We start from the raw sequence: 23,988 nt of genomic DNA, 5'->3' as shown, positions 1-23,988 counted from the left end.
TTTTTTCCTCCTCGCGTGTTACGTGCACCCCGCTGTTCGCGGGGCGGTCCTGCTACTTGCCGGCCATCAACTGCTCGAGGGCCTGGATCACCTGGGGGTTGCTCCAGTCCATGCCACCTACCACCTTCTTGACGATGACACCCTTCGTGTCGACGACGAAGGTCTCGGGGACCCCGGTGGTCCCGTAGAGGCGCGCGATCTTTCCGTCGGTGTCCAGCAGGGCCGGGAGCGTGACGCCTCCCTGCTTGAAGAAGTCCTCGACGGCCCCCTTGCCACCTTCATCGATGGAGATGGCGAGCATCTGGAAGTTTTTACCCTGCATCGCCTGGTTCAGCTTCACCATCGAGGGGATCTCTTCGCGGCAGGGGGGGCACCAGGTGGCCCAGAAGTTGACCAGCACCACCTTCCCCTTGAGGGAGGAGAGCTGCACCGACTTTCCGGAGAGGTCCTTAAGCGTGAATTCCGGGGCGGGGTTTCCTTCCGTGGCCGGCAGCGCGGCCTCCTTCTTGGTGCACCCAACGCCGGCAAAAAGCGCTACCAGCAACAATAAACCGAACAAACGCCTCATCATTTCCTCCCCGGTTGTACGATACTGTATTTTTCCATCCTGTAAATCAGCGTGTGGCGCGGGATGCGCAGGAATCTGGCCGCCGCGGTCTGGTTCCAGTCGCAGCGGTTGAGCGCTTCCATGACCGCCTCCATCTCGAGCTGCTCGAGGGAATACCCGCCGGCCGGGAGGCGGAGCACCCCTCCTTCGGCGGGAGGTGCGACGGCGGAGATCTTACCGGGGAGTTCGTCCACCCCGATCTGGTCCCCCTCCCGCATGATCAGCAGGCGCTCCACCGTGTTCTCCAGTTCGCGCACGTTGCCGGGCCAGGCGTACTCCTTGAGCCGCGCAAGCGCCTCCTTGGTGAAGGTGACCCCTTCGGCCCCGAACTTCGCGCAGAAATACCGGATCAGGAGCGGAATGTCCTCGATGCGCTCTCTTAGCGGCGGGAGCTGGATCGGGATGACGCAGAGTCGATAGTAGAGGTCCTCGCGGAATTTCCCTTCGGCGATGGAGCGCTCGACATCGGCGTTGGTGGCGGCGACCACCCTCAGGTCGATCTTCTGGAGCGAAGTTCCGCCGACCGGTTCCACCACGCGCTCCTGCAGTACCCTCAAGAGCTTGGGCTGCAGTTCGAGAGGGAGATCCCCCACCTCGTCGAGGAAGATGGTGCCGCCGTCGGCCAGTTGGAACTTCCCTTCCTTGTCACGGATGGCGCCGGTGAAGGCGCCTTTCACGTGCCCGAAAAGCTCGCTTTCCAGGAGGTCCTTTGGAATGGCGGCGCAATTCACCGCGATGAAGGGGGCTTCCCGACGCGAGCTGCCGGAGTGGATGGCCCGCGCCACGAGTTCCTTGCCCGTCCCCGACTCGCCGGTGATGAGGACGGTGGCTTCGGTGTCGGCCACCTTGCGCACCACGGAAAACACCCCTTCCATGGCGCGGGAGGTGCCCACGATGCTGTTGAATTCCGTGCGCCCCGAGAGCTCCTCCTTCAGCAGGCGGTTCTCCTCGGAGAGCCCCTGGAGCTGGAGCCCCTTGAGCACGGTGATCTTCAGTTCCTCACGGTTGAACGGCTTGGTGAGGTAGTGGAAAGCCCCGAGTTTCATCGCCTCCACCGCGGTATCGATGGCGCCGAAGGCGGTAAGCACGATCACCACCGTTGCCGGGGCCCGCTCCTTGACTGCCGAGAGCACCTCGAAACCGGTCATCCCCGGCATCTTCAGGTCGGTGATCACCAGTTGGGGCGACTTCTCCTCGAAAAGTCTCAGGCCGGCCGCCCCGTCCTCAGCTGTGTAGACGTGGTACCCCTCCTGCTCCAGGTTGTACTCGAGAACGCGCCGCAGCGAACTATCATCGTCGATGATGAGAATCTTTGGAGGCATGGGATTCCTGACCAGGGTGACGGGATATTAATGGAACGCCAACGTCAATTTGTAACCGATTTGCCGGGGCAGGGCAACCCTTTTTATAATGAGCAGTCCCCCGCCAACCTTCTCATTTCGGACACGGGACAGCGGGGCTTGGGGAGTCAAGCGGCAGGGAAGCGGGCGTGAGCGGCGCGAAAGGTGCCGCGCATCTATAAGGCGGGAAAAAGAAAAAAGGAGGCCGAGCACCACCCGAGAGGTGGCGCAGGAAAAGGGGCCGTTCTGCCCGAGGGGGCCACGGCCTTTCGTTACAGGCGGCGCCCTCTGGGCCTGCGCGGGTTACCCAGGTAGCACTGGGTCAGTTCGCGGGTCCCCACCGCGAGCGGCAACAGATCCTCATGACGCTTAAGGGTCTCCGTCAGCGAAGGGCCGTCGGTGATGATGAAGTCGTCCTCGCCAAGGCAGGTCTTGGCGAAGAAGCGGCCGGCAGCGCTGCAGAAGACGCTTATGCTGAAGGTTTCACCGTTAACTTCCAACTCAGACGAGTGCAGCAACATCTCTTCGTCCACATCCCCTCCCCAAAAAAACGCATCGCATAAAATGAAGTCAGGCTCAGAGAGCAAGAACCGCACCAAGGAGCCGGGCAGATGGACAGCAACGGCAAAAAGCCCGTGATACCTTGAAAACACAAATGAGCGCCGGGTAACCGGCGCTCATTAATGGTGTGACAAAGCGGAAGGGGTATGTCTTTTTTCGAAATCCGGGATCGAAGCGCCGCTATATGGCGGGGCTTGAGACGGTTATTTGACCCTGGTGACCACGTAGTCGGCGAGTTCCGCCAGAGCCTCGCGAACCGGGCCGGCGGGGAACTTCGCCAGGTGTCCCTTGCAAAGAACGACGTGCTCCCTCGCGGACTCGATGGTGTGCTCGATGCCGCCGTAGCGTTGCACGAGGGCGAGCACCTGCTCGAAGTCCTCGTCGGATAGAAGCTCCTTCTCCACCACCGAGGCAACCAGGTCGCGCTCCTCATCGCTGCAGAGCTTCAGCGTATGGATGAGCGGCAGGGTGATCTTCCCTTCCTCGAGGTCGTGGCCGATGCTCTTGCCGAACTGTTCCTCGCTGGCGGTGTAGTCGAGGGTGTCATCCATGAGCTGGAAGGCGATGCCGAGGTCCATGCCGTAGTCAGCCATTGCCTGTCTGAGTTCGGGAGCGGCGCCCCCGAGGATGGCGCCCACCTCGCAGGCGGCGGAGAGCAGTATCGCCGTCTTGCTCCGCACCACGTCGATGTAGCGTTCGATGGTGATGTCGAGATCGCTGGTGCATACGAGCTGCAGCACCTCGCCTTCGGCGATGATGGTGGTGGCGTCGGCCAAAACCTTCAGGATGTTGAGGTCGCCGTCAGCTACCATGAGCGAGAAGGACTTGGAGAACAGGAAGTCGCCGACGAGGACGGAGGCCTCGTTACCCCAGAGGGTGTTGGCGGAAGCCTGACCGCGCCGCAGGTTCGCGTTGTCCACCACGTCGTCGTGCAGAAGCGTCGCGGTGTGAATGAACTCCACCACACTGGCGAGCGGGACGCTGCGGTCACCGCCGTAGCCGCACAACTTGGCGGCCAGAAGCACCAGGGCCGGGCGGATCCTCTTCCCGCCGCTGGAAAGTACATATTCACCCACCTTGCGTATCAGCGGGACATCCGACTGCAGGTCTTTCTTGAACTGCAGTTCCACGTTTTTCAGGTCTTCCCCGATGAGGGCAAGCGCTGCATCCATATCAGGCCTCGGTTCTGCGACTAGCGCTACGGCGTATAACGCTCAAAAATATGAACGGCACGAATTCGCGCCGTTTTCAGTGCCAGCCGGGCTGGCAATTTTAATGGGAAACGACGCAGCACTCTAACAAAATCACATTCATTATTCAAGGCATTTCGTCTACAGGAAAGGGGCGGAAAGAATGGAGGGATGAGGAGATAGGGTTGAAAATAAAGGCAAAAAAGAGGGCGGACCTCGCGGCCCGCCCCTTGTTTCACGCCGCCTGCTGATCCTGCGCCAGCAGTCCGCAGCGTCTCAGTTCCTTGTCCAATTTCGTCCTGGTGAGACCCAGGGCCCGACAGACCTTCTCGCGATTACAGTCGTAGCGCTCCATCGCCATGAGCAGCAGCGCTTTTCTGAGCGAGGCGGAGAGCTTGTCCATGACGTGCTCCTTCGCGGTCGCGGAAATGAGGGTGAAAAACGGCTCGAGACTCCCCTGGAAAAGCCGTGCATTCTCGTCTACATGTATCCTTTTTTCGGTGTTCATCTTTCGTACCCTCATAAGGTTGGCAGCGATCTCGTCCATATCCTCGTTCACCAGTCGCCAGACGTCCGGGTCGCAGGCCAGGGTGAGCACCACGGCGACACGCTCCCCCTGAGGAGGGTGCTGCCGTTTGACCAGTACCACCTCCATCGCGCCGAACCCGTCGCCTTCCATACACGCGCCCGCATGTTTGTCCACCATGGCCCACCTCCCAGTGACGGTATCAAGCTCCGTTGCACCCTTTGCTTTACAACAGCCGTACCAATTCGGCGCCCCGAACACAACTCCGCATAAGGCGCCGTAACCACGCTACTTTTTATAGAGCCAGAGGCAGCACGGGGCCTCGGGCACGCCCTTCCCCGTTGTTCACACCTTGCACAAAAACGGGGCCGGTGTGCAAAGAGCGACAACTTTGGGCGGGCAAGCTCACGCCGCCCCCCAGGCACAGAAAAGCGACGCCCGGGGGCTCCCTCCCGCTTTGCTTGAACAAAATTTAATCTATGGTATGATGCCCCGACGCACATGAGAGAGAAGCCCCCTTCACACTAACAAACGCAGCAGGAGGGTACATGCAGAAGAAGCAGCTTTGGGAACTGTACAAAGGCCGCCTCTACCACGATGCCGGACTCGAACTCTCCGTCGACACGAGCCGGATGAATTATGCCGACACCTTTCTAAGCGAGATGGAACCGCGCCTGCAGAAGGCCTACCAGGAGATGACCGAACTGGAGGGAGGGGCGGTCGCGAATGCCGACGAGCAGCGCATGGTGGGGCACTACTGGCTGAGGGCACCGGAGCTCGCACCGACGGCCGAGCTCAGCGACGAGATCCGCGGGGCCCTCGCGTCGGTGAAGGCGTTCGCCGCCTCGGTGCACCAGGGAAACATCGCCGCGCCGGACAACCAGAAGTTCACAAACCTACTGGTGATCGGCATCGGCGGCTCGGCCCTCGGCCCGCAGTTCGTAGCCGACAGCCTGGGGAGTGCGCGCGACCGGATGCGCGTCTTCTTCTTCGACAACACCGACCCGGACGGGATGGACAAGGTGGTGGCCGAGATCGGCGCAGGGTTGAAGCACACCCTTGCCGTGGTGATCTCGAAAAGCGGCGGCACCAAGGAGACCCGTAACGGCATGCTGGAGGCGCGCCGGGCTTTTGAGAAAGCGGGGCTGCATTTCGCGGCCCAGGCCGTCGCCGTAACCGGCTGCGACAGCGAGCTCGACCGTACCGCCTCGCAGGAGGGGTGGCTGGGGACCTTCCCGATGTGGGACTGGGTCGGCGGGCGCACCTCGGTCACCTCGGCGGTAGGTCTTCTCCCGGCGGCACTGCAGGGGATCGACGTGGACCGTCTGCTCGAAGGGGCGCGGCTTTGCGACCAGAGCACGAGGAGCCGCTCGACCCGTGAGAACCCGGCGGCGCTCCTCGCCCTGTCGTGGTACCACGCAACGCGAGGCAAAGGGACGCGCGACATGGTGCTCCTTCCCTACAAGGACCGGCTGATCCTCTTCTCCCGCTACCTGCAGCAGCTCATCATGGAATCACTGGGAAAGGAGCTCGACCGGGACGGCAACCTTGTCTTGCAGGGGATCACGGTCTACGGCAACAAGGGCTCCACCGATCAGCACGCCTACGTGCAGCAGCTGCGCGAGGGGGTACCGAACTTCTTCGCAACCTTCATCGAGGTGCTGAAGGACCGGGAGGGGGCCTCGTTCGAGGTCGAACCCGGCGCCACTTCCGGCGACTACCTCTCCGGATTCCTGCAAGGAACGCGTAGCGCCCTCTATGAAAAGGAGCGGGAATCGGTTACCATCACGATCCGCGAAATCACCCCGGCCACCGTCGGGGCGCTGATCGCCCTGTACGAGCGCGCCGTAGGTCTTTACGCCTCGCTCATCAACGTGAACGCCTACCACCAGCCCGGCGTCGAAGCGGGAAAAAAGGCGGCCGGAGTCGTGCTGAAGCTGCAGGGAGAGATCCTGGAGATGCTGCGGCGCCAACCCCGCCGTGATTTCACCTGCGAGGACCTGGCCATGACGCTCGCGCGTCCCGAAGAGGTAGAGACGGTATTCAACATCCTGCGCCACCTGGCGGCGAACCCCGACCACGGGATCGAGATGACCGCGTCGACCCCTATCTGGGAGAGCCGCTTCAAAGCGCGGAAAAAGTGAAGCAATTCGAATAGGGAGGAAGCAGGAGCAGATGAAAACGGTAGATCTTAGAAGCGATACGGTGACCCGCCCGTCCGAGGCGATGCGCCGGGTGATGGCAGCGGCCGAGGTAGGCGATGACGTGTACGGGGAGGACCCGACGGTAAACCGGCTTGAGGCGATGGCCGCCGAGCTCCTCGGGAAGGAGAAGGCGATCTTCGTCCCCAGCGGCACCATGAGCAACCTGACCGCCCTTTTGTCTCACTGCGGACGCGGGGATGAGTACATAGCCGGGCAGGACGCCCATATCTATCGCTGGGAAGGAGGAGGGGGCGCCATCTTCGGCGGTATCCAGCCCCAGCCCCTGGACTTCGAAGAGGACGGCACGCTCGACCTCGACAGGGTGCGCCGCGCCGTGAAGCCCGCCGATCACCACCATGCCGTTACCAGGCTCCTCTGCCTGGAGAACACCCAAGGCGGCAGGGTGCTCCCCCTTTCCTACCTCGATGATGCGTCCCGCGTCGCTAAAGAGCTGGGCCTCGCGATGCACCTGGACGGCGCCCGCATCTTCAACGCCGCCGTCTACCTAGGTGTGCCGGTGCGCGAGGTCGCGCGCCACTTCGATTCCGTATCGGTCTGCCTGTCCAAGGGGCTCGGAGCCCCGGTGGGCTCGGTCCTTTGCGGAAGCGCGGAACTGATCAACCGCGCGCACCGCTGGCGCAAGGTGGCCGGCGGCGGGATGCGGCAGGCCGGCATACTCGCCGCGGCGGGAATCCACGCGCTGCAACACAACGTAGAGCGGCTGGCCGATGACCACGAGAACGCAGAGCTTTTGTCGAGCGGGCTCTCCCATATCGAGGAGCTCATGGTAAGCCAGGCCCGCACCAACATCCTCTTCGTCACCCCGCCCGCCGGAAGCGCCCCGGCGCTGCGCGAAGCACTGGCCGCCGAGGGGATCCTGATCGGTGGCGGCGACATGATCCGCCTGGTCACCCACCTGGACGTGGAGCGCGCCGACGTCGAGCGGACCGTTGCGGTGTTCAAGCGCTTCTTCGCGGGAAAGGGGAAGTGACGTGTCCGAGATAACGTGGGGGGATTTCGAGAAGGTGGAGCTGCGGGTCGGGACGGTGCTCGAGGTGGAGGAGTTCCCCGAGGCGAGGAAGCCGGCCTACAAGCTGCTGATTGATTTCGGCGAGGCTGGCGTCAGGAGGTCGAGCGCCCAGATCACCAAACACTACACCCGCGAGGAGCTGGTGGGGAGGCAGGTGATCGGCGTGTGCAACTTCCCGAGGAAGCAGATCGGGCGCTTCTTCTCCGAGGTGCTCGTGACCGGCTTCGCCGACGAGAACGGCGACATCGTCCTCGCCTCCCCGGAGCGCCCCGTCCCCAACGGCAGCAGGCTATGCTAGACCAGACTCTTCAAGCACACACATAAAACGGCACTTTCGCTCCGCAAGGAAAGTGCCGTTTCCATGGGAGGCAAGATGATGCTGGGCAAAAGATGTCCGCTTCTGACGCTGTCACTTTTCATTTGCCTGTTATCCGGATGCGGCTCGGCCCGCTTCGACAGCACCCTCATCCCTTCCGGCAACACACAGCTCGCCCTGACCGAGCGCTTCAACCTCTCCAGCTTTGCAATCACCCCATCCTCTGAAAATCAGGACATCGGGAGCACGCAGATCGGGTTCAACCCAAAGGTGCGCGAGATCCGGTCCCGTGCCCGTGAACTCTACCCCTTGGTCTTCACGGATGACTGGACAGCAGTCCCGGTGAGCGCCGCGGCTATTACCACCTACGTAGGGCCGGGAAGATTCACCACAAGTCTGGGAGCAATGACGCTCGGACTCGTCCCCTTCCCCACCTCGGAGCGAATGGATTACGAAGTGCACGTAGCGGTGGTGGATGAAACCGGTGACAAGATAGCGGCCCGGCCCGTCAAATTTCGACGCAAAAACGGGATGTGGATCAGCGTCCTTGGTCCACTGGGGTGCCTGCCGATCCCGGGCCGATCCCTGCGCCCACGGGAGACGCTCTTTCTCAACTTCGGCGACTCAGGTCCAAGATTCGACAGCAAGGCAGGCGCAGTAACCACGGACTCGCTCGTAGAAGCGCTAGTCATTGCACTGAAGGAACTGCCACCGGAGCGTCTGGCCAAGGTGAGGAACGCGCGCCAAGCCGGGCTCAAAGAGGTGAGTGTTGAAGGGGTAAGCTACTCGTACCTCCTCACCCCGGCGTTCAGCAAGGGGGTAGAGCGGCAGGAAAAGGCCGACCAGGTGGTCATGCTCCTCTACGGCGAGAAGCCGCACCCGGACCTGCAGCCCCTCGAAACGGCGATCGTTGCGCAACGCGACGACAACGGACGATGGCTGCCGGTATCGGCGTACCTGAAGCGGACGGGTAAATCGCTGATCTCGGTGACTGCGCTTCTTGAAGGGGGCATGCCGGGGCGCCTTGTGGTGACGGAGGTGAGCGAACCGCCGCTGGAGGATTTCCTTTCCGTGCAGACGGCAGGTGGAGATCCGGAAACGGCCGAGGCGATGCGCTGGAGCAACAAGGTGCTACTGCAGGTGAAGAGCCGGAGTCTGCCGAGGCTTTTACAGCAGAAGTCGACGCCGGACCTCTTGGAGCTGATCACCAGGGTGGAAAACAATTTTCTCGATTTGAACCGGATGGCTGAGACCGCTAACGAACGGGCCCAGAAGGCGGTGGCGGACGGGGGGGGCGGCGGTACGGCAAGGGAGCTCTCGCTCACCTGCCGTGAGCGTGGTGACATCCTGAAGCCGATCCTCGCCGCGATGAAGCAGGAAGTCGCCCGCAGGGGGGGCAAATAAAGGAAAGGGAGGTCCTATCCCCTGATGCGCAGCGCCTCCGCGTAGACGGCGCTTTTGTGGAGGCCCGTTTCCTGGGTCACCCTTTTCACGGCGTCCTTTAGCGACATCTCCCCAGACGCAAGGTACTTTTGCAGCAATTCTTCCATCCCCGGCCCGTCGTCGGAGTCAGACTCCGGCGCCGGGCTCACCAGGATAGCCACCTCACCCCGGACCTCACGCCCGCTCAGCTCCTCAATGAGGCCGGAGAGCCTGCCGCGCAGAAATTCCTCGTACATCTTGGTCAGTTCCCGCGCCACCACCACATCGCGGTCCCCGAGCGTTTCCAGCATGTCCTCCAGTGTCGCCAAGAGGCGCTTGGGGGACTCGTAGAAGATCAGCACGGCCCGTTCCGCGGCGAGCGACTGCAGCCGCTCGCGTCTTTTCCCCTGTTTGTTGGGAAGAAAACCCGCGAAGCTGAAGTAATCGGTGGGAAGGCCCGAGGCGGAGAGTGCGGTGACGGCGGCGCAGGCCCCAGGGATCGGAACAACGGAGATCCCCTCGGCCACCGCGTCGCGCACGAGTTGGTAGCCGGGGTCGGAGATGCAGGGGGTGCCGGCATCGGTGATGAGGGCGACGCTTTGTCCCTCCCGAAGCCGGTCCAGGATCTGGTCTCCCTTCAATTCCTTGTTGTGGTCGAAATAGGAGGTGAGCGGTTTGGAGATGCCGAAGTGGGTGAGGAGCTTGCGCGAGTGGCGCGTGTCTTCGGCCGCGATGAGGTCGACCTCCTTCAGGATGCGCAGGGCGCGCAGCGTGATGTCCTCGAGGTTGCCTATCGGCGTGGCGACGATGTAGAGAGTTCCAGGCATAACGGCTAAAACACGTTCAGCGTTCAACGTTCAACGTTAGAACCTACAAGCGGTTTTAAACGTTGAACGTTGAACGTTGAACGGATTCTTTATTTCCCCCAGTCCCGCGCGTAGCGGAAGTCGCGGTCGATGGTGCGGTTGGATACCTTGGCGATGATGGGGAGACGGCGCTTGAAGTGTGAGCCCTGCACCTTTCTCGCCACGTTGTCGATGAACTGCGCGTCGAAACCGGCGGAGATCAGCTCCTCGCGGCTCATGCGCTGGTCCACCATGCGGTACAAAAGCTCGTCGGCCTCGCGGTAGGTGAAGCCGAGCTCCTGCTCGTCGGTCTGCCCCGCCCACAGGTCTGCGGAGGGCTTCTTCTCGATCACCTCGCGCGGCACGCCCATCGCCTCGGAAAGCTCCCAGACCTGGCTCTTGTAGATGTCGCCGATCGGGTTCAAGGCGCTCGCCATGTCGCCGTGCAGGGTCCCGTAACCGAGGAGCAGCTCGGTCTTGTTGCTGGTGCCCAAGACGAGACCGCCCACCGCTGCGGAGTGGTCGTACAGGATGGTCATGCGCTCGCGCGCCATCTTGTTGCCGCGCCTCATGTTGTCGGCGTCCGTGGTGATGTTGAAATAGGCGTCGATCATCGGGGTGATCTCGATTACCTTGAAGTTGATCCCGAGGCTCTCCGCAACGAGCCGCGCATGCGCCTCGCTCTCCGGATTGCTGGTCCGGTACGGCATGCAGTAGGCGTAGACGTTCTCCGGCCCAAGCGCCTCGGCGGCGATGTAGGCGACCAGCGCGGAATCGATGCCGCCGGAAAGACCTAGCACCCCCTTGCGCACCCCGACCTTGTAGACCTCGTCACGCACGAACCCCACCAGGATCCGGCGCAGAAGATTTGTATTAACCGTCAAGCCCGCCATTAGCAGTCTTTCTCCTTGTCGATGCGTTTCAGCTCTTTCACGGTGATGGCGAGGTTTTCGTCCCGCATCATGGGGGAGAAGATCCTCTCGCGCCTGAGCGCCCCGCCGTCCACCCTGGCCAACACGAAGTCCTCCTCGAGAAGGGCGCCGCGGTCGGTCACCTCTCCGGAAGGGGAGATGGCCTCGGAGCCGCCCCAGAAGTTGATGCCGTCCTCGTAGCCGACGCGGTTGCAGTAGAAGACACGGCAGTTGAGGAACATGGCGCTCGTCGAGGTGAGCTTCTGCCACGCCGCCGCCGAACCGAGCCCTTCCGACTCACTCACGCCGCGCCCCGGGCTCGACGAGAGACAGATGAGCGTCATGGCGCCGTCCATGGCGAGGATGTAGGGGGCGGAGAGGTGCCACATGTCCTCGCAGATCAGCATTCCGACGCGGCCGAAACGGGTGTCGAAGGCGCGGAAACGCTCACCGCGAGCCATGTAGCGCTGCTCGTCGAATAGACCGTAGGTGGGAAGGTAGACCTTGCGGTGCACGTGGCGGATTTCCCCGGCTTCGAGGTAAACCGCGGAGTTGAAGAAGCGGAAGTCGGAAGAGACCTCGACGAAGCCGATGGCGATCGAGATGCGTTCGGAGAGCTTTTTCAGCCTCTGTATCTGGGGGGAGTCCAGGCTCAGCGCCACTTCGGGCACTAGATCCTTCAAGAAGTAACCGGTGAGAGCCAGCTCGGGAAACACCACGAGGTCGGCACCGGCGGCGATCCCCTTCTCGATGGCGGCCTCGGCCAACGCCATGTTGTCGTCCAGGCAGCCCAGCTTAGGTTTGATCTGAGCCAGGGCAACGGTAAAATCCATGAGCTTCTCCGCAATTTTTTCTCTCTTTACTAGCACAGCGGCAGAGGCTTTGTAAACCGCTTCATGAGTTAAAGCAGGATCACCAGCACAACGCCGCCCGCTATGACAGAAAGATTGCAGACCGCGGAGACCCCGTGCAGCTTGGAAAACTGCCTGCGCATCGGGTCATCCTTCGGGGTGGTCTCGAAAGATACGATCTGCTTCTTGATCTCGGCGGCCCTGGGCTCGATGTAAAAGGCCTGGAACGAAGAGAGGGTGAGCATGAGGGCGATGATGACGGCGGCGGGGGCGGTCCATTTCCCGCCCATGACGAGGCGGCAGACGATGGCGATCACGCCGCAGGCGATGCCCCAGCGAAAATACCCGGGAAAGAAGAGGCCAACGATACGCCCGGCGACGTCGCGGCTTTCAGAGCGGAACAGGATGGGGGTGAGCACGAAGGTGAAGAGTGCGGCGCCTCCGAGCCAGAGAGCAATGGCCAGACGGTAAATTGCTGCTACGACCTGCATGTACGTTCCTCCTTGTGGTTTCATTTGAACAACGGAGCAAATTATTATTCGCTCCTACCATTCCGAAACGATCCTTTCTTCCTCACCAGCGGTACCACACTAATAGGCCAGATCGAAGGCGTTCCTGATGTGTTCGATCTCCGGCACGTCGTGGTCATGCAGCATGATGGCAATGACATCGAAGCGCGCCTCGGCGTCGTAGAGCTTCTTCCGCGACAGCCAAACCAGTGCGGCCTTCGAGATCTGCCGCTGCTTGAAAGGCGTCACAGCCAGCTGCGGCGGCCCGTAGTTGTCATTGTTCCTGCACTTCACTTCGACGAAAACGATGGTACGCCCATCTCTCGCCACGATGTCTATCTCCCCGCAGGAAACGCGAAAATTACACTCGACAATTTTGAACCCCTGCCCCTTGAGGTAGGTCACCGCGATCGACTCGCCCACTCCGCCGAGTGCACTGTTACCGCTTTTGACTGGCATAGTCGCCCCTGTTGAGACAGCGCGTCACGCAAACAAGAAAACAGTGTAGCAGCAAGTTCTGTGGGCGTGTAGCGTCGGCTGGAAAATATTAGAAGGAAAAGAGCCCGGATTGAGATTCTGTTGAAGCGGAGCCCGGCTCAGAGGGGCAGTGCTCCTTGACGCCGCTGAAGCTCTTACGGTGGATGGGGGATGGGCCTAACTCGGCGATGGCGGCGAGATGCGAGGCCGCACCGTAGCCCTTGTGGCTGGCAAAGCCGTATCCGGGATACCGCACGTCGAACTCAACCATCATCCTGTCGCGGGTCACCTTGGCGATGATCGAGGCGGCGGCGATGGAGAGGCTCAAGGAGTCACCCTTTTTGACGGTACGCTGGGGGATGTTCATCGGAATGCTGGAGATGCCGTCGATGAGAATGAAGTCGGGGGTGACGCTCAGGGAGCGAACCGCGTCGCTCATGGCGCGAAGGGTCGCCTGAAGGATGTTGATGCTGTCGATGAGGGCGTGATCGCCGATGCCGACACCGACGGAAACCGCCTCACGGTATATGACGTCAAAGAGTTCTTCCCGCTTATCCTCGGAGAGCTGCTTCGAGTCATTCACCCCGGGGAGGAGCACCCCCGTCGGCAGGATGACGGCTGCAGCAACCACCGGCCCCGCGAGCGGACCGCGCCCCGCCTCGTCCACCCCCGCGATGCAGGCATAGCCGCGCCGCAGCGCCTGCGCCTCGAGGGCCAGCATGTCGATGGGAGCATTCGGGTTGTCAGGAAAAAGACCGGTCATGGCAATCCGTTGAACGTCAGAAAAAAGTAAGCGTTTTGTGGAATGCGCTCCTCCACCCGGAGGGGGGAGGCGGGGAGGGGGGGCTTTGCCGGAAGAGCCGCTACGCGCCCCCTCACTAGCCCTCCCCCTCCGGGGGCGGGGACGTTACCGCAGCGCCTTTGCGCCTTTCCCAACTCGTGAACGCTTCACCAACAACAAAAAAAGCCCCGGTCGCTGGACCGGGGCTTTTAACTGCGAGCCTGTTACTGGCCTGCGACGTACTTCCTTTCCTTGATCCTGGAAGCCTTGCCGCGCAGCTTGCGCAGGTAGTAGAGCTTCGCGCGACGTACCTGACCGCGGGTCACTACCTCGATCGCCTCGATGGACGGGGAGTGCAGCGGGAACACCCTCTCCACGCCGACGCCGTTGGAGATCTTCCTCACGGTGAAGGACTCGCGAATGCCGCCGTTCTGACGGCCGAGGCACACGCCCTGGAAAGCCTGGATACGGCTCTTGTCACCCTCGACGATCTTCACCTGCACCTTGATGGTGTCGCCGGGAACGAAAACCGGGATGTTCTTCTTCATCTGCGCCATTTCAATCATGTCAATCTTGTTCATTTGGTACTTCCTCCCTTATCTGGAACCTCTAGCATAAGACTTAATACTGACAGTTAACCTGCGTTACCTCGACTGCTCTCTATCCAATCGGCGCCTAGCGCCCGAAAAGCCTATCCAGCATGATCGACGCCGCGGAGCGTACCGAGAGGTGGTTGTAATCACCTGCCCCCCTGATCGGCTCCAGCACCAGATCACCCTTGTTGAACAACTGCTCGATCATTCCCCAGCCGGTGCCCAGAAGCAGCAGGTAGGGCTGCTCGGGGTCCGCGTCGATGAGATCCTTCAGCTCAGCAAAGCTCACGCTGTTGGGCCTGCCGGAGGCGCCGGTCACGACCACCTTGGGTCTGCGTCCGGTGCGGCTCTCGATATCTGCGATGGTCGACTCTAGCGACTCCTCGCACTGCAGCGTCTCCAGCGCCATCTTACGCTTCGGGTTGTAGGTGGAGCCCCAACCGGAAAGCCAGTGCTCACGCACCTTCTCAACGAGCTTTATCTGCTCCGCAACCGGGGTCACGATGTAGTAGCGCGCCAGACCGAAGGTCCGGGTCATGCGCGACATGTCGTGGATGTCCAGGTTGGTAACCGAAGTCGCCACCACGTCCTTGTGCTTGTCGTACACCGGGAAGTGGATCAGCGCCATGCTGAAATTAGCTGCCGAGGTCATGCAGTCCCCTTGGTCACATGGGGGTCCAGCCCCAGCTCTTTCAGAAGTTTCTTGTCCTGTTTGCTCCACTCGATCCCTTCGAGGAGCTCGGGACGGGAGGCGAGCGTTCTCCTGATCTGCTCCTTCCTGCGCCACTTGGCGATCTCGGCATGGTTGCCGGAAAGGAGGATGTCGGGAACCTTCTCGCCCCTGAATTCGGGGGGCCTCGTGTACTGCGGGTACTCCAGAAGCCCGTCTGCAAACGAATCGTACTGGGCGGACTCTTCGCTTCCCAGTACCCCCGGCACGAGCCGGGATACGGCGTCGACTACGACCATGGCGGCGAGCTCTCCGCCGGTGAGGACGAAGTCCCCAAGCGAGATCTCGTCATCGACGAACAGTGCACGCACCCTTTCGTCGACCCCTTCGTAGCGGCCACAGATGATGATGAGCCCCTCCTCGCGGGAGAGCTCCTCAGCCACCTGGTGCGTGAAAGGCCGACCGCCCGGGGTGGTTAGGATCACCCTGGAAGCCGGTCGCATCTTTTTGACCGCCTCGATGGCACCCGCGATCGGCTCGACCTTCATCACCATGCCGGCGCCCCCTCCGTAGGGAGAGTCGTCGGCGGTGGCGTGCTTGTCGAAAGCCCAGTCGCGGATGTTGTGCAAGGCCACCTCGATCAATCCCTTGTCGCTCGCGCGCTTCAGGATGCTCTCGGTCATCGGCCCCTCGAACATCGCCGGAAAGAGGGTCAGGATGTCGAACTTCATAGATCGAGCAGCCCCTCGAGAAGAGAGACCGTCATCCGCCCTGCCTTCAGGTCAACAGACAATACGACGTCGTCGAGTGCGGGGATAAGCACCTCGCGCCCGTTGTGTTTTACCACATAGACGTCGTTGCTGCCGGTTTCGATGATGTCGACCAGCTCTCCCAGCTCTTCCCCATCCGACGTAAAAACCTGGAGCCCCAGGAGGTCGGACCAGTAGAACTCGTCGTCGGGGAGTTCCGGGAGCGCCACCCGGTCGGCATATATCTCGCTGCCGACCAGGTGCAGCACCTGGTTGATGTTGTCAAACGGCTTCAGGGTCAGGATGATCCGTTTGCCGTTGTTCTTGGCGGAGACCACGGAGAACTCTTCCATGGCCCCTTTCGGAGACTTGAGAAAAACGCTCTTCAACTGCGAGATGCTCGAGGCATCCCCCGCGAAAGGGATCACCCGCAACTGTCCCCTGATCCCGTGTGGTCCCTGGATCTTGCCGATCAATACTTTGTTACTACCGGACATCTATCACTCTACGATTTTAAGGATGGCTTTCTTGTTATCCTTTGTTGAGACAGCGTTGAGCAAAGTACGGATCGCTTTTGCCGTGCGACCTTCCTTGCCGATGATACGCCCCATGTCCTCTTTTGCGACGGTCAGCTTGATTACGTTGGTCTCTTCTTCCAACTCCTCGGTGGCTTTCACCTGGGTCGGATCGTCTACAAGTGCCCTGGCGATGGTCTCAACAAGCTCTTTCATGTCGCTATCCTCTGTAGTGTGGGATATCCGGCTGGCCGGTACTAAGAGATATTAAGCGGCAGGGGCGACGAACTTCTCCCAGATGCCGGTCTTCTTCAGGATCTGCTTGACGGTGTCGGTCGGCTGAGCGCCCTTGCCGAGCCACTCGAGGGTCTTCCCTTCTTCCAGGTTGTAAACCGCCGGGTTTTTGTTCGGGTCGTAGGTACCGACGTTCTCGATGAAGCGCCCGTCCCTGCGGCTGCGGCAGTCAGCAACTACTACCTGGTAAAAGGGTTTCTTCTTAGCGCCCGCACGTGCAAGTCTGATCTTTATTGCCATTTCTTCCTCCTGGTATTCTCGGATCCTTGAGATCCGCCATTGCGTATTGTTTTTGTGAGTCTGGTAACTGTATCTATAGTTGGTGCAATAGTCAAAGGCGATGAGTTAAAAGGGGAGCATCCCTTTGCCCATGCCTTTCATCCCTTTCATAAGTCCCTTCGGACCCATCTTCTGCAACTGCTTGACAACCTTCTGAGCTTCGGTGAAGCGCTTGAGGAGCTGGTTGACTTCCTGGATGCTGGTGCCGCTCCCCTTGGCTATCCTCAAGCGGCGGCTGCCGTTGATGATGGTGTGGTTGGCGCGCTCCTTCGGAGTCATGGAATCGATGATCGCCTCGATCCTCTTCAGTTCCTTCTCGGAAGGCTGGGCGCCCTGCATCTGTTTCATCGCCTTCCCCATGCCGGGGATCAGGTTCATGATCGACTCGAGCGAACCCATCTTCTTGATCTGCTGCAGCTGGCTGCGGAAGTCCTCAAGATCGAACTGGCCGCCGCTCTTCTTCATCTTCTGCTGCAAGCGGGCAGCTTCCTTCTCGTCGAAGGTCGACTGCGCCTTCTCAATCAGGGTGAGCACATCACCCATGCCGAGGATGCGGGAGACGAGACGGTCGGCGTGGAACACGTCCAGCGCGTCCAGCTTTTCGCCAAGACCCACGAACTTGACCGGCTTACCGGTGACCGCCTTGATGGAAAGAGCCGCACCACCCTTGGCGTCGCCGTCCAGCTTGGTAAGGATTACGCCGGTGATGCCGAGTCGTTCGTTGAAGCCCTGAGCCACGTTGACCGCTTCCTGACCGGTCATGGCGTCGGCCACGAAGAGGATCTCGCGCGGGGCGAGCTCGTCGCGGATTCCTTCCAGCTCCTCCATCAGGTAGTCGTCGATCTGATGGCGGCCGGCGGTATCGTAGATGATGACGTCGAAGCCGTTCAGCGTCGCGTAGCGGTGCGCCTCGCGGCAGATGTCGAGAGGCTTCTGGGTCGCCAGCGAGTTGAACACCTCGATGTCGAGCTGACGTCCGAGCACCTTCAGCTGCTCGATAGCGGCCGGGCGGTAAACGTCGGCCGGGACCAGCAGGGGCTTCTTCCGCTGCCCATTGAGGTACTTGGCGAGCTTTCCGCAGGAGGTCGTCTTACCCGCGCCCTGCAGACCGACCAGCATGATGGCGACCGGCGGCTTGGCGGCGAGGTCGAGCGAGTTGTCCTCGCTGCCACCCATGAGAAGCACGAGCTCGTCATGAACGATCTTGATCACCTGCTGCCCGGGGGCGAGGCTTTGCAGCACCTCGGTACCGACGGCGCGCGTACGAACCTTTTCGACAAAATCCTTGACGACCTTGAAATTGACGTCGGCCTCGAGCAGCGCAAGACGCACCTCACGCAGCGCGTCCTTGACGTTGTCTTCGGTCATCACACCCTGACCACGGAGCTTTTTGAAGACCAGGTCGAGTTTATCGGAAAGAGTCGCGAACATCTATGAACCCATAAGTCATCGAAATGACGAGTTAATTTTTCTCAAAAAACCGCATGTCCCGGCAAAAGCGCACAGGTATCCCGCGGCAAGAGAGTCACTTTAGTGGATAGAACCGCAAATTGTCAAGCGAAATTATCGGTAACAACGTCAGTTACAGCCGCACCACCGAGCGTGCTTTCAGCATGCTTTCCGCGATGGTGAACATGTTGGTGACGCCTCCGGCGGCGAGGTGCTCCTTCTTCTTATAGAAGTCGAGACAGATGCCGCAGGAAAGAACTTCTACGCCGCGGTTGCCCAACTCCTCCAGCGCCTCGATGACCTCGGACCCTTCGGCGGCGAGAAGGACACCGGAGTTGACAAAGAAGATGCGGTCCGGCAGGTCGTTCAGATCGAGGAGAGTGATGATGAAGTTCTTCATCAAAAGGCGCCCCAGCTCCTCGGCCCCGTCGCCCATCCGGTCCGTGCCGATCAGCATCACGGTCGGGCCGGCCGCCGCGGCGGGAGCCGTCTCGCGCGGCGCGGTTGCCGCACCCACGCCTGCGCCGGTGATGGTGAAGGCAAAGCCGTCCTCGAGTTTCTCCTCCTGCACCTGGTAGCCACGCCCCTGTGCAAAGCGCTTCACGTTCTCGCGCGGCGCGCCGTCGTCGAGAAGAACGTGGAGTTCCTCCCCTTGGGCCGCCTCAAGTGCCCTCTTCACCTGCACCACCGGGAGCGGACATGCCATCCCCCTGACGTCGAGCTTGCTCATTGCTCTTCTCCTAGCTTTTCGAAGTTGTCACCGTTTTTTCTGTAAAGGTCACGCGGTAAAAGGCCGGCCCCGGAGAGCACCGCTTCCACCTTGGGCCTCACGTCCTCCGCGTAACGGATGGCGAGGCCGCAATCCGCAGCGAGGGTGCGCGGTGCCGGAATGAGCAGGATTTTCAGCCCCTGGTCCTTGAGCAGGCGCTCCGCCTCCATGACGCGGTGGATGGAGTTGAAGATGGCTATGAAGTCTCCGTCTTTTATCACAAGTGCTCCTTTTTCAAGTCAAAACCAGTGCAATAGAAGCACATTGACAAAGAGAGGTCAAACCCATAGTATTACCGACCCAAGAGGTCAACATGGAAATCGTGCTCAAAGCCGCCACCCTGATGGTGCTGGCTACCTTAGTGAACATCCCGTTGGGTTACCAGAGGCAATCCTACCCGAAGTTTTCCTTTGCCTGGTACTTCTACGTCCACATCTCCATCCCCGCCATCATCTACTTCAGGATCAAGACCGGTTTAGGCTGGGGCTTCATCCCCTTCAGCATCTCCAGCGCCGTGCTCGGCCAGATTATCGGCGGCAGGACCTACCGTAAGAGACATCCCGTCAATGAAGACTAGCCGCCGTCCCAGGATGCGCCGTCCGGCATCCGTCACCGACCTTTTGGGGAGCATCCTTCGTGGCACTCCTGCCGAGATGCGCCTCAAGGAGGGACGCATCTGGGAAGTATGGGACGAAGCGGTCGGCAGCAAGATCGCCTCCCACGCCCAGCCGGTCGCCTTCCGCGAAGGAACCCTCACCGTTCACGTCGACAGCGCACCATGGCTGCAGCAACTCACGTACCTGAAGAAAGACCTCATCATCAAGGTGAACGAAGCCCTGGACGAGGAACTGGTCAAGGAACTGCAGATGAAGGCCGCCAAGGTGAGGTCCGCGGTAGCGAAGCCTCAGCAACCTGTGAAGCGGCGCAAGCTGACTGAGGAGGAGCAGGTCTGGATCAAGGAACAGGCCCAGGCCGTCGACGATCCGGAACTGCGCGCCGTGTTTGAAAGGCTCATCCGCAGGGACCGGGAACACCAACAGTAAAACCAACCTCAGCAAAATCAAAATCCAAAAGCAACTAACGCAAAGGCGCAAAGGCGCGGAGACGCTAAGAAGACTTAAGGGATTTTACCCGCTTCAGTCTTTGCGGCTTTGCGGCTCCGCGTCTTTGCGTTGAAGCTTATAGATTTTAAGCTTTTCCTCGGAGTAGCCACCCTCCTCGCCGCGCACGAAGAGCGGCGGCTCCACCTTCAGCTCGCCCGTCCTCCCCTTTGCCAACTCGATCATGAACATGCGGGCATCCATCCGCGTGTTGCCGTGCACCATGCGCAGCCGCAAGGGTGCCAGCTTCTGCACCGCCGCCTGCGCCATCAGTTCCGCCAGGCGGCAGGTGTGGTAGATGAGGCAGATCCTTCCCGAAGGCTTCACCAGGTATTTGGCCGCGGCCAGGAAATCGGAAAGCGTCGCGCTCGTCTCGTGGCGCGCCTCGTCGCGTCCCCTTCTCGGACTCACCTTCCCCGTTCCAGGGCGGCGGTAGGGAGGGTTCGAGACCACCAGATCGAAACTGTCCACCGGGAAATGCGCCTTCAGCGAAACGATGTCCTCCTCTACGACATCGACGCGTTCGGCGAGCCCGTTCAGGCGCACGTTGCGATGCGCGATCCCCGCCATCACCTGCTGGAACTCCACCGCGGTAACCGATGCGCCTTCCGCCATGCGAGCCAAAAGCAGCGCGATCACACCGCAACCGGTCCCCAGGTCCGCGCAGCGTTCCCCCTGGCGCACCCCGGCGAAGTCAGCCAAAAGCAGCGGGTCCACCGAGAACCGGTAGCCGTGGCGCGGCTGTATGATGCGCAGGTCATACCCGGACAGCTCGTCCAGGGTTTCCATCTCAGTGTCGAGGTTCAACATTCAAAATCCCAAAAGCTTCAACGCAAAGACGCAAAGCCGCAAAGGCGCAAAGTTAAAACCGTGGAGAGCGGTTCTACCCTTGCTTTTCACCTGTCTTCTCTGCGCCTCCGCGCCTTGGCGTCTTTGCGTTAAGCCTTTTCGCTTTTCGTCACAAACCATTCACAACTCTGTGAATTCCGTTTTTGACGAGCTTTTCACCAAAATTTATTACCAGCGCCAGTTTCAGATTAAGCATGCGCAGATAGGTTAGCGCCTGCGACTCAAAGATTTGGTTGTATTGAGTCACGGCCTTCACTTCAACTACAACCATGTTCCCTACTAAGAGATCCAGCCGCAGCGGGACTGACAGTTGATGCCCCTTATAGGTGACCGGTACAGCCATCTGCCTTCCCACCGCAAAGCCACGCTGGTTCAACTCCCAGGCCAGAGACTCCTCGTACACACTTTCTAAAAGACCAGGGCCGCCGAGATTTCTATGAACTTCGACGGCGCAATCGACGATATGCGTGCTTAGTTCATTTTCCGTCATCCCGCACCTCCAAGCCTGAAATCGATAAGGCAAGAAGAGCATAGCCGGAAAAGACTTCACTTCATTTTTTTATCTTTGCGTCTCCGCGCCTTGGCGTCTTTGCGTTGGGCCTTTCCGAATCAAATGCTTCAACGCAAAGTCGCAGAGCCGCAAAGGCGCAAAGCTGAAACCAAAAGAATGGTTCTACGAGGTTTTACCCCTCCTGCTTTCTTTGCGTCTCCGCGCCTTGGCGTCTTTGCGTTAAGCCTTTCCGCTTTTAGCCTCGCCTTCCGTTTTTCTCAACCATACCTCGCGGCCGAGGAAGAGCGCGAAGATCGCGAAGGAGACGAGGGTCAGGTACTTGCCGACCTTGAACGGGGTGGGATCGAAGACGAACTCCACCTTGTGCGAACCGGGGGTCAGGTAGATGCCGCGCAGGACATGGTCCACCGGGTAGATCTCGGACGCCTTGCCGTCGACGGTCGCCTTCCACCCCCTGTAGTACTTCTCCCCCAACACCAGCATCGAATTCAGCTTCACCGCCGCGTCGACATCGATCCGCTCGGCCTCGTACCTGGTGACGCGCGCCTGCCCGGCCGCGTCGGCAGGGGCGTTCCATTTCGGATCCCTGGCGACGGCAATGGGAGGAGGCGTCTCCACGAGGGCCATGGTGCGCGGGTTGAACTGCGGGCTTTGCAGCGCGGCCAGCATCTCTTCCGGCTTTTCGACCTGGAGTGCCACCGGCGCAAGCCACGCCTTCGGGAGCACGGTCGGGTTCTCAAGGACAACCAGCCCGGCGGGGGTTGTATATACGGGACGGTACTTCGCAGAGAGCCCCGCCTTGTCCTGTTCGAGCTGATCTTTGGACAGCACGAGATACTTCACGTTGAGGATGTCGGGCATCCCGGAGATCAGGTTGAAGTTGTCGAGGTACTCCTGCCAGCGACGCTGCTGCACCGCATTCGAGGTGAACATCACCGGAACGCCGGCGGCGGCATACGGCATGGGATCGCCGCCAAGCGGCAGGGTACGGTACTCGGTCCCCGCTCCCTTCACGTAGGCGATCTCCGGCGCCTTCGCGGTCGCCTCACGATGCGGCTCGTCCACCAGGAATAAAAACTTCGCGTTCACCCGCCCGGTGTCGAGCAGGAAGAGCCCGATCAGCACGAAGGGGAGCACCTTGGCGGCCAGCTTGCCGCGATGGTAGAGGAAGAAGGCGACGGCAAAGAGGGTCGAAAGCCCCGCGGCGATCCAGGTCTCGGTAACGATGTTGCGCCAGCGCTGCAGCACGAGCTGCTGGCTCTGCGCTTCGTAGCGGGTGGGGCGCGCCAGGATGTCGATGAAGTGGTTCACCCAGAAGTTGCCGGTGGCAAGCTCAACCACCGCGAGCACCAGCAAAAGCAGGGGAAGCATGATCACCCCGGCGACGTAATGCTTGAATTCACGCCGGGAGCGGACCGCGGGATCGAGCAGCAGGTCGAGGCCGAAGGCGGAGAGGACACCAAGCCCCAGCACCGGGATGAACATGATCATCTTGGGCACCCGGAAACGGTTGATCCCCGGGAAGTAGTCGAAGAGCAGGTTGTAGAAAGGGGTGTATTTCCCCATGGAAAACAGGATGCCGACGACGACCGCCGAGAGCGCGAGCCAGGTGTAGCGGTCACGCCGGAAGATGAGCGGCAATGGGAGCAGCAGCCAAGGGAGAAGCCCCATGTAGCTCACCGTCTGGGTGAAGTTCATCCTCCCCCAGTAGTAGGAGTCGATGTTGGCAGGGTTCGGCCCCGCCTCCTGGCGCGAAAATCCGAAGAAGCCGGGGATGATGAAGGCGGCCGCCTCCTCCGGCGGCATGGACCAGGACATCGCCTCCTCGCGCGCGAGTCCACCCTTCGCCTCGGCCTGCCCCGCCGAAGCGGCAACGTTCGCTCCGCTGTTGACGCCACGGTTGGTCTCCTTGGACCAGTTGGTCAGGGGGACCAGCGACATCGCCACGGTGGTGAGAAAAAAGAAAAGCAGCGCCAGGTTCAAGGCCAACAGGCGACGGAACTCCTTCTGCCCCCCTTGGTCGCCGTAAACTACCAAAAGCGAGCGCGCTATGCCGTAGACCCCGACGGCGAGACAGGTGTAGTAGGCGATCTGCCAGTGGGTGTGGAAGAACTGGTACGCCAGAACGAAGGCCGTCGTGAGGAAGTAGAAAAGTCGTTTCGTCCTGAAGCCTTTTTCCAGGAAGTAAAAAGCCCAAGGGGCAAACGTGATGGTTGCGATCTTCATCACGTGCCCGGCGTTGATCAAAGAAGCGTTTTCCGGTGCGACCGCAAAGACGAGCCCACCAACCAACGCCCCCCACACCCCGACACCGAGGAGCCTGCAAAAGCAGTAGACACCGGCTGCGCCGATGAAAAGCTGAAGCACGATGTACCACGCCACGTTGGCCGGAGCAGGGAAAATCCAGAAGACGAGGTTGCGGAAAAAGAGGAACTGCTCCGAGGCCATCCCCCCTTCGTTGGTGTGTCCGGAGTTTATGAACGGATTCCACCCGGCGCTGGAGAGGTCAACCCTGAAGATGGACCAAAACGGCCTGTTGCCGAAATCCTTCACCCCCCAGTAGAACTCGTTGAGGATATCCGGAGCTCGGATTATCTGCGTGGTGAAGAGGATCTTTGAAAAAAGGATCAAGAGAACTGC

At 60.7% G+C, this 23,988-nt stretch carries 29 protein-coding genes; 6 read left to right on the top strand and 23 right to left on the bottom strand.

What is annotated here, in order from left to right:
* Window positions 1–52: 52 nt before the first annotated feature.
* The 5 genes from E8L22_RS08740 to E8L22_RS08720 form a co-directional block, all read right to left on the bottom strand.
* Entirely contained in the window at window positions 53–568 is a 516-nt protein-coding gene (locus tag E8L22_RS08740; protein WP_136524767.1) for a TlpA disulfide reductase family protein, read from the bottom strand.
* Entirely contained in the window at window positions 568–1,929 is a 1,362-nt protein-coding gene (locus E8L22_RS08735) for a sigma-54-dependent transcriptional regulator (RefSeq protein WP_136524766.1), read from the bottom strand. Before E8L22_RS08735 ends, E8L22_RS08740 begins: the two co-directional genes overlap by 1 nt.
* Before the next feature lie 290 nt (window positions 1,930–2,219).
* A complete protein-coding gene (locus E8L22_RS08730) occupies window positions 2,220–2,480 on the bottom strand; it encodes a hypothetical protein (RefSeq protein WP_246044579.1) in 261 nt (86 codons plus the stop codon).
* A gap of 231 nt (window positions 2,481–2,711) precedes the next feature.
* Window positions 2,712–3,680 (bottom strand): polyprenyl synthetase family protein, encoded by a 969-nt coding sequence (locus tag E8L22_RS08725; protein ID WP_136524765.1) that lies wholly within the window; start codon window positions 3,678–3,680, stop codon window positions 2,712–2,714.
* 253 nt (window positions 3,681–3,933) lie between these two features.
* Entirely contained in the window at window positions 3,934–4,404 is a 471-nt protein-coding gene (locus E8L22_RS08720) for a hypothetical protein (protein WP_136524764.1), read from the bottom strand.
* A gap of 368 nt (window positions 4,405–4,772) precedes the next feature.
* Between E8L22_RS08720 and E8L22_RS08715 the strand changes: the two genes are divergently transcribed.
* The 4 genes from E8L22_RS08715 (at window position 4,773) to E8L22_RS08700 (ending at window position 9,178) form a co-directional block, all read left to right on the top strand.
* Complete coding sequence (locus E8L22_RS08715; protein WP_136524763.1) at window positions 4,773–6,368, top strand: glucose-6-phosphate isomerase; 1,596 nt, start codon at window positions 4,773–4,775, stop codon at window positions 6,366–6,368.
* Between the two features lie 31 nt (window positions 6,369–6,399).
* Window positions 6,400–7,419, top strand: a complete 1,020-nt coding sequence (gene ltaE / locus E8L22_RS08710; protein ID WP_136524762.1) for a low-specificity L-threonine aldolase — start codon at window positions 6,400–6,402, stop codon at window positions 7,417–7,419.
* A gap of 1 nt (window position 7,420) precedes the next feature.
* The gene (locus tag E8L22_RS08705) at window positions 7,421–7,756 is read left to right on the top strand and encodes a tRNA-binding protein (RefSeq protein WP_136524761.1); all 336 of its coding nucleotides are present in this window, start codon (window positions 7,421–7,423) and stop codon (window positions 7,754–7,756) included.
* A gap of 75 nt (window positions 7,757–7,831) precedes the next feature.
* A complete protein-coding gene (locus E8L22_RS08700) occupies window positions 7,832–9,178 on the top strand; it encodes a hypothetical protein (RefSeq protein WP_136524760.1) in 1,347 nt (448 codons plus the stop codon).
* A 14-nt stretch (window positions 9,179–9,192) separates the two neighbouring features.
* Here E8L22_RS08700 and rsmI read toward each other — a convergent pair whose 3' ends face one another.
* The 15 genes from rsmI to E8L22_RS08625 all read right to left on the bottom strand — a co-directional run bounded on the left by rsmI (window position 9,193) and on the right by E8L22_RS08625 (window position 19,109).
* Window positions 9,193–10,023 carry a 16S rRNA (cytidine(1402)-2'-O)-methyltransferase gene (rsmI, locus tag E8L22_RS08695; RefSeq protein ID WP_136524759.1) on the bottom strand — a complete coding sequence of 277 codons (831 nt, stop codon included), beginning with the start codon at window positions 10,021–10,023 and terminating at the stop codon, window positions 9,193–9,195.
* An 89-nt stretch (window positions 10,024–10,112) separates the two neighbouring features.
* Window positions 10,113–10,934: an NAD+ synthase gene (locus E8L22_RS08690; protein WP_136524758.1), complete on the bottom strand. Its 822-nt coding sequence runs from the start codon at window positions 10,932–10,934 to the stop codon at window positions 10,113–10,115.
* The gene (locus tag E8L22_RS08685) at window positions 10,934–11,785 is read right to left on the bottom strand and encodes a nitrilase-related carbon-nitrogen hydrolase (RefSeq protein ID WP_136524757.1); all 852 of its coding nucleotides are present in this window, start codon (window positions 11,783–11,785) and stop codon (window positions 10,934–10,936) included. The genes E8L22_RS08690 and E8L22_RS08685 overlap by 1 nt, the downstream gene beginning before the upstream one ends.
* Window positions 11,786–11,853: 68 nt before the next feature.
* The gene (locus E8L22_RS08680; protein ID WP_136524756.1) at window positions 11,854–12,294 is read right to left on the bottom strand and encodes a DUF4149 domain-containing protein; all 441 of its coding nucleotides are present in this window, start codon (window positions 12,292–12,294) and stop codon (window positions 11,854–11,856) included.
* Between the two features lie 99 nt (window positions 12,295–12,393).
* Window positions 12,394–12,771, bottom strand: coding sequence for a YraN family protein (locus E8L22_RS08675; protein WP_136524755.1), 378 nt, complete (start codon window positions 12,769–12,771; stop codon window positions 12,394–12,396).
* Window positions 12,772–12,859: 88 nt separating this feature from the next.
* Entirely contained in the window at window positions 12,860–13,552 is a 693-nt protein-coding gene (locus E8L22_RS08670) for a ribonuclease HII (RefSeq protein ID WP_136524754.1), read from the bottom strand.
* A gap of 242 nt (window positions 13,553–13,794) precedes the next feature.
* Window positions 13,795–14,151: a 50S ribosomal protein L19 gene (gene rplS, locus E8L22_RS08665; RefSeq protein WP_129124523.1), complete on the bottom strand. Its 357-nt coding sequence runs from the start codon at window positions 14,149–14,151 to the stop codon at window positions 13,795–13,797.
* 94 nt (window positions 14,152–14,245) lie between these two features.
* Complete coding sequence (locus E8L22_RS08660; protein WP_136524753.1) at window positions 14,246–14,815, bottom strand: RNA methyltransferase; 570 nt, start codon at window positions 14,813–14,815, stop codon at window positions 14,246–14,248.
* Complete coding sequence (gene trmD / locus E8L22_RS08655) at window positions 14,812–15,564, bottom strand: tRNA (guanosine(37)-N1)-methyltransferase TrmD (RefSeq protein WP_136524752.1); 753 nt, start codon at window positions 15,562–15,564, stop codon at window positions 14,812–14,814. The genes E8L22_RS08660 and trmD overlap by 4 nt, the downstream gene beginning before the upstream one ends.
* Window positions 15,561–16,079, bottom strand: coding sequence for a ribosome maturation factor RimM (gene rimM, locus E8L22_RS08650; protein ID WP_136514778.1), 519 nt, complete (start codon window positions 16,077–16,079; stop codon window positions 15,561–15,563). The genes trmD and rimM overlap by 4 nt, the downstream gene beginning before the upstream one ends.
* Window positions 16,080–16,082: 3 nt before the next feature.
* Window positions 16,083–16,313, bottom strand: coding sequence for a KH domain-containing protein (locus E8L22_RS08645; RefSeq protein WP_129124527.1), 231 nt, complete (start codon window positions 16,311–16,313; stop codon window positions 16,083–16,085).
* Between the two features lie 51 nt (window positions 16,314–16,364).
* Window positions 16,365–16,631, bottom strand: coding sequence for a 30S ribosomal protein S16 (gene rpsP / locus E8L22_RS08640; RefSeq protein WP_135869506.1), 267 nt, complete (start codon window positions 16,629–16,631; stop codon window positions 16,365–16,367).
* Between the two features lie 105 nt (window positions 16,632–16,736).
* A complete protein-coding gene (ffh, locus tag E8L22_RS08635; RefSeq protein WP_136524751.1) occupies window positions 16,737–18,101 on the bottom strand; it encodes a signal recognition particle protein in 1,365 nt (454 codons plus the stop codon).
* 151 nt (window positions 18,102–18,252) lie between these two features.
* Window positions 18,253–18,849, bottom strand: a complete 597-nt coding sequence (yedF, locus tag E8L22_RS08630) for a sulfurtransferase-like selenium metabolism protein YedF (protein ID WP_136524750.1) — start codon at window positions 18,847–18,849, stop codon at window positions 18,253–18,255.
* A complete protein-coding gene (locus E8L22_RS08625) occupies window positions 18,846–19,109 on the bottom strand; it encodes a DUF3343 domain-containing protein (RefSeq protein ID WP_136524749.1) in 264 nt (87 codons plus the stop codon). Before E8L22_RS08625 ends, yedF begins: the two co-directional genes overlap by 4 nt.
* 92 nt (window positions 19,110–19,201) lie before the next feature.
* Between E8L22_RS08625 and E8L22_RS08620 the strand changes: the two genes are divergently transcribed.
* Together E8L22_RS08620 and E8L22_RS08615 are read left to right on the top strand one after the other, a co-directional pair.
* The gene (locus E8L22_RS08620; protein WP_136524748.1) at window positions 19,202–19,465 is read left to right on the top strand and encodes a hypothetical protein; all 264 of its coding nucleotides are present in this window, start codon (window positions 19,202–19,204) and stop codon (window positions 19,463–19,465) included.
* Window positions 19,455–19,931, top strand: coding sequence for a DUF721 domain-containing protein (locus tag E8L22_RS08615; RefSeq protein WP_136524747.1), 477 nt, complete (start codon window positions 19,455–19,457; stop codon window positions 19,929–19,931). Before E8L22_RS08620 ends, E8L22_RS08615 begins: the two co-directional genes overlap by 11 nt.
* A gap of 93 nt (window positions 19,932–20,024) precedes the next feature.
* Here the strand turns inward: E8L22_RS08615 and E8L22_RS08610 are convergent, their stop codons facing one another.
* The 3 genes from E8L22_RS08610 to E8L22_RS08600 form a co-directional block, all read right to left on the bottom strand.
* Window positions 20,025–20,798 (bottom strand): tRNA1(Val) (adenine(37)-N6)-methyltransferase, encoded by a 774-nt coding sequence (locus E8L22_RS08610; RefSeq protein ID WP_136524746.1) that lies wholly within the window; start codon window positions 20,796–20,798, stop codon window positions 20,025–20,027.
* Window positions 20,799–20,946: 148 nt separating this feature from the next.
* The gene (locus E8L22_RS08605) at window positions 20,947–21,327 is read right to left on the bottom strand and encodes a GxxExxY protein (RefSeq protein ID WP_136514785.1); all 381 of its coding nucleotides are present in this window, start codon (window positions 21,325–21,327) and stop codon (window positions 20,947–20,949) included.
* A 240-nt stretch (window positions 21,328–21,567) separates the two neighbouring features.
* Window positions 21,568–23,979 carry a YfhO family protein gene (locus E8L22_RS08600; RefSeq protein WP_342792603.1) on the bottom strand — a complete coding sequence of 804 codons (2,412 nt, stop codon included), beginning with the start codon at window positions 23,977–23,979 and terminating at the stop codon, window positions 21,568–21,570.
* Window positions 23,980–23,988: the final 9 nt, after the last annotated feature.

The organism is Geomonas ferrireducens (assembly GCF_004917065.1).
Lineage (GTDB): Bacteria > Desulfobacterota > Desulfuromonadia > Geobacterales > Geobacteraceae > Geomonas > Geomonas ferrireducens.
The sequence above is the reverse complement of the archived record's forward strand: the minus strand, read 5'-3'. Positions and strand labels throughout refer to the sequence as shown.

What these genes read in the sequence shown, in the direction of transcription:
- E8L22_RS08715 (WP_136524763.1), top strand. Translation starts at nt 4,773, where the DNA reads ATGCAGAAGAAGCAGCTTTGGGAACTGTACAAAGGCCGCCTCTACCAC.
- yedF (WP_136524750.1), bottom strand. Translation starts at nt 18,849, where the DNA reads ATGAGCAAGCTCGACGTCAGGGGGATGGCATGTCCGCTCCCGGTGGTG.
- rplS (WP_129124523.1), bottom strand. Translation starts at nt 14,151, where the DNA reads ATGAACAAGATTGACATGATTGAAATGGCGCAGATGAAGAAGAACATC.
- rimM (WP_136514778.1), bottom strand. Translation starts at nt 16,079, where the DNA reads ATGTCCGGTAGTAACAAAGTATTGATCGGCAAGATCCAGGGACCACAC.
- E8L22_RS08660 (WP_136524753.1), bottom strand. Translation starts at nt 14,815, where the DNA reads ATGACCTCGGCAGCTAATTTCAGCATGGCGCTGATCCACTTCCCGGTG.
- E8L22_RS08735 (WP_136524766.1), bottom strand. Translation starts at nt 1,929, where the DNA reads ATGCCTCCAAAGATTCTCATCATCGACGATGATAGTTCGCTGCGGCGC.
- E8L22_RS08670 (WP_136524754.1), bottom strand. Translation starts at nt 13,552, where the DNA reads ATGACCGGTCTTTTTCCTGACAACCCGAATGCTCCCATCGACATGCTG.
- E8L22_RS08610 (WP_136524746.1), bottom strand. Translation starts at nt 20,798, where the DNA reads ATGTTGAACCTCGACACTGAGATGGAAACCCTGGACGAGCTGTCCGGG.
- rpsP (WP_135869506.1), bottom strand. Translation starts at nt 16,631, where the DNA reads ATGGCAATAAAGATCAGACTTGCACGTGCGGGCGCTAAGAAGAAACCC.
- E8L22_RS08685 (WP_136524757.1), bottom strand. Translation starts at nt 11,785, where the DNA reads ATGGATTTTACCGTTGCCCTGGCTCAGATCAAACCTAAGCTGGGCTGC.
- E8L22_RS08680 (WP_136524756.1), bottom strand. Translation starts at nt 12,294, where the DNA reads ATGCAGGTCGTAGCAGCAATTTACCGTCTGGCCATTGCTCTCTGGCTC.
- rsmI (WP_136524759.1), bottom strand. Translation starts at nt 10,023, where the DNA reads ATGCCTGGAACTCTCTACATCGTCGCCACGCCGATAGGCAACCTCGAG.
- ltaE (WP_136524762.1), top strand. Translation starts at nt 6,400, where the DNA reads ATGAAAACGGTAGATCTTAGAAGCGATACGGTGACCCGCCCGTCCGAG.
- E8L22_RS08690 (WP_136524758.1), bottom strand. Translation starts at nt 10,934, where the DNA reads ATGGCGGGCTTGACGGTTAATACAAATCTTCTGCGCCGGATCCTGGTG.
- E8L22_RS08700 (WP_136524760.1), top strand. Translation starts at nt 7,832, where the DNA reads ATGATGCTGGGCAAAAGATGTCCGCTTCTGACGCTGTCACTTTTCATT.
- E8L22_RS08620 (WP_136524748.1), top strand. Translation starts at nt 19,202, where the DNA reads ATGGAAATCGTGCTCAAAGCCGCCACCCTGATGGTGCTGGCTACCTTA.
- E8L22_RS08725 (WP_136524765.1), bottom strand. Translation starts at nt 3,680, where the DNA reads ATGGATGCAGCGCTTGCCCTCATCGGGGAAGACCTGAAAAACGTGGAA.
- E8L22_RS08615 (WP_136524747.1), top strand. Translation starts at nt 19,455, where the DNA reads ATGAAGACTAGCCGCCGTCCCAGGATGCGCCGTCCGGCATCCGTCACC.
- trmD (WP_136524752.1), bottom strand. Translation starts at nt 15,564, where the DNA reads ATGAAGTTCGACATCCTGACCCTCTTTCCGGCGATGTTCGAGGGGCCG.
- E8L22_RS08675 (WP_136524755.1), bottom strand. Translation starts at nt 12,771, where the DNA reads ATGCCAGTCAAAAGCGGTAACAGTGCACTCGGCGGAGTGGGCGAGTCG.
- E8L22_RS08740 (WP_136524767.1), bottom strand. Translation starts at nt 568, where the DNA reads ATGAGGCGTTTGTTCGGTTTATTGTTGCTGGTAGCGCTTTTTGCCGGC.
- E8L22_RS08605 (WP_136514785.1), bottom strand. Translation starts at nt 21,327, where the DNA reads ATGACGGAAAATGAACTAAGCACGCATATCGTCGATTGCGCCGTCGAA.
- ffh (WP_136524751.1), bottom strand. Translation starts at nt 18,101, where the DNA reads ATGTTCGCGACTCTTTCCGATAAACTCGACCTGGTCTTCAAAAAGCTC.
- E8L22_RS08720 (WP_136524764.1), bottom strand. Translation starts at nt 4,404, where the DNA reads ATGGTGGACAAACATGCGGGCGCGTGTATGGAAGGCGACGGGTTCGGC.
- E8L22_RS08645 (WP_129124527.1), bottom strand. Translation starts at nt 16,313, where the DNA reads ATGAAAGAGCTTGTTGAGACCATCGCCAGGGCACTTGTAGACGATCCG.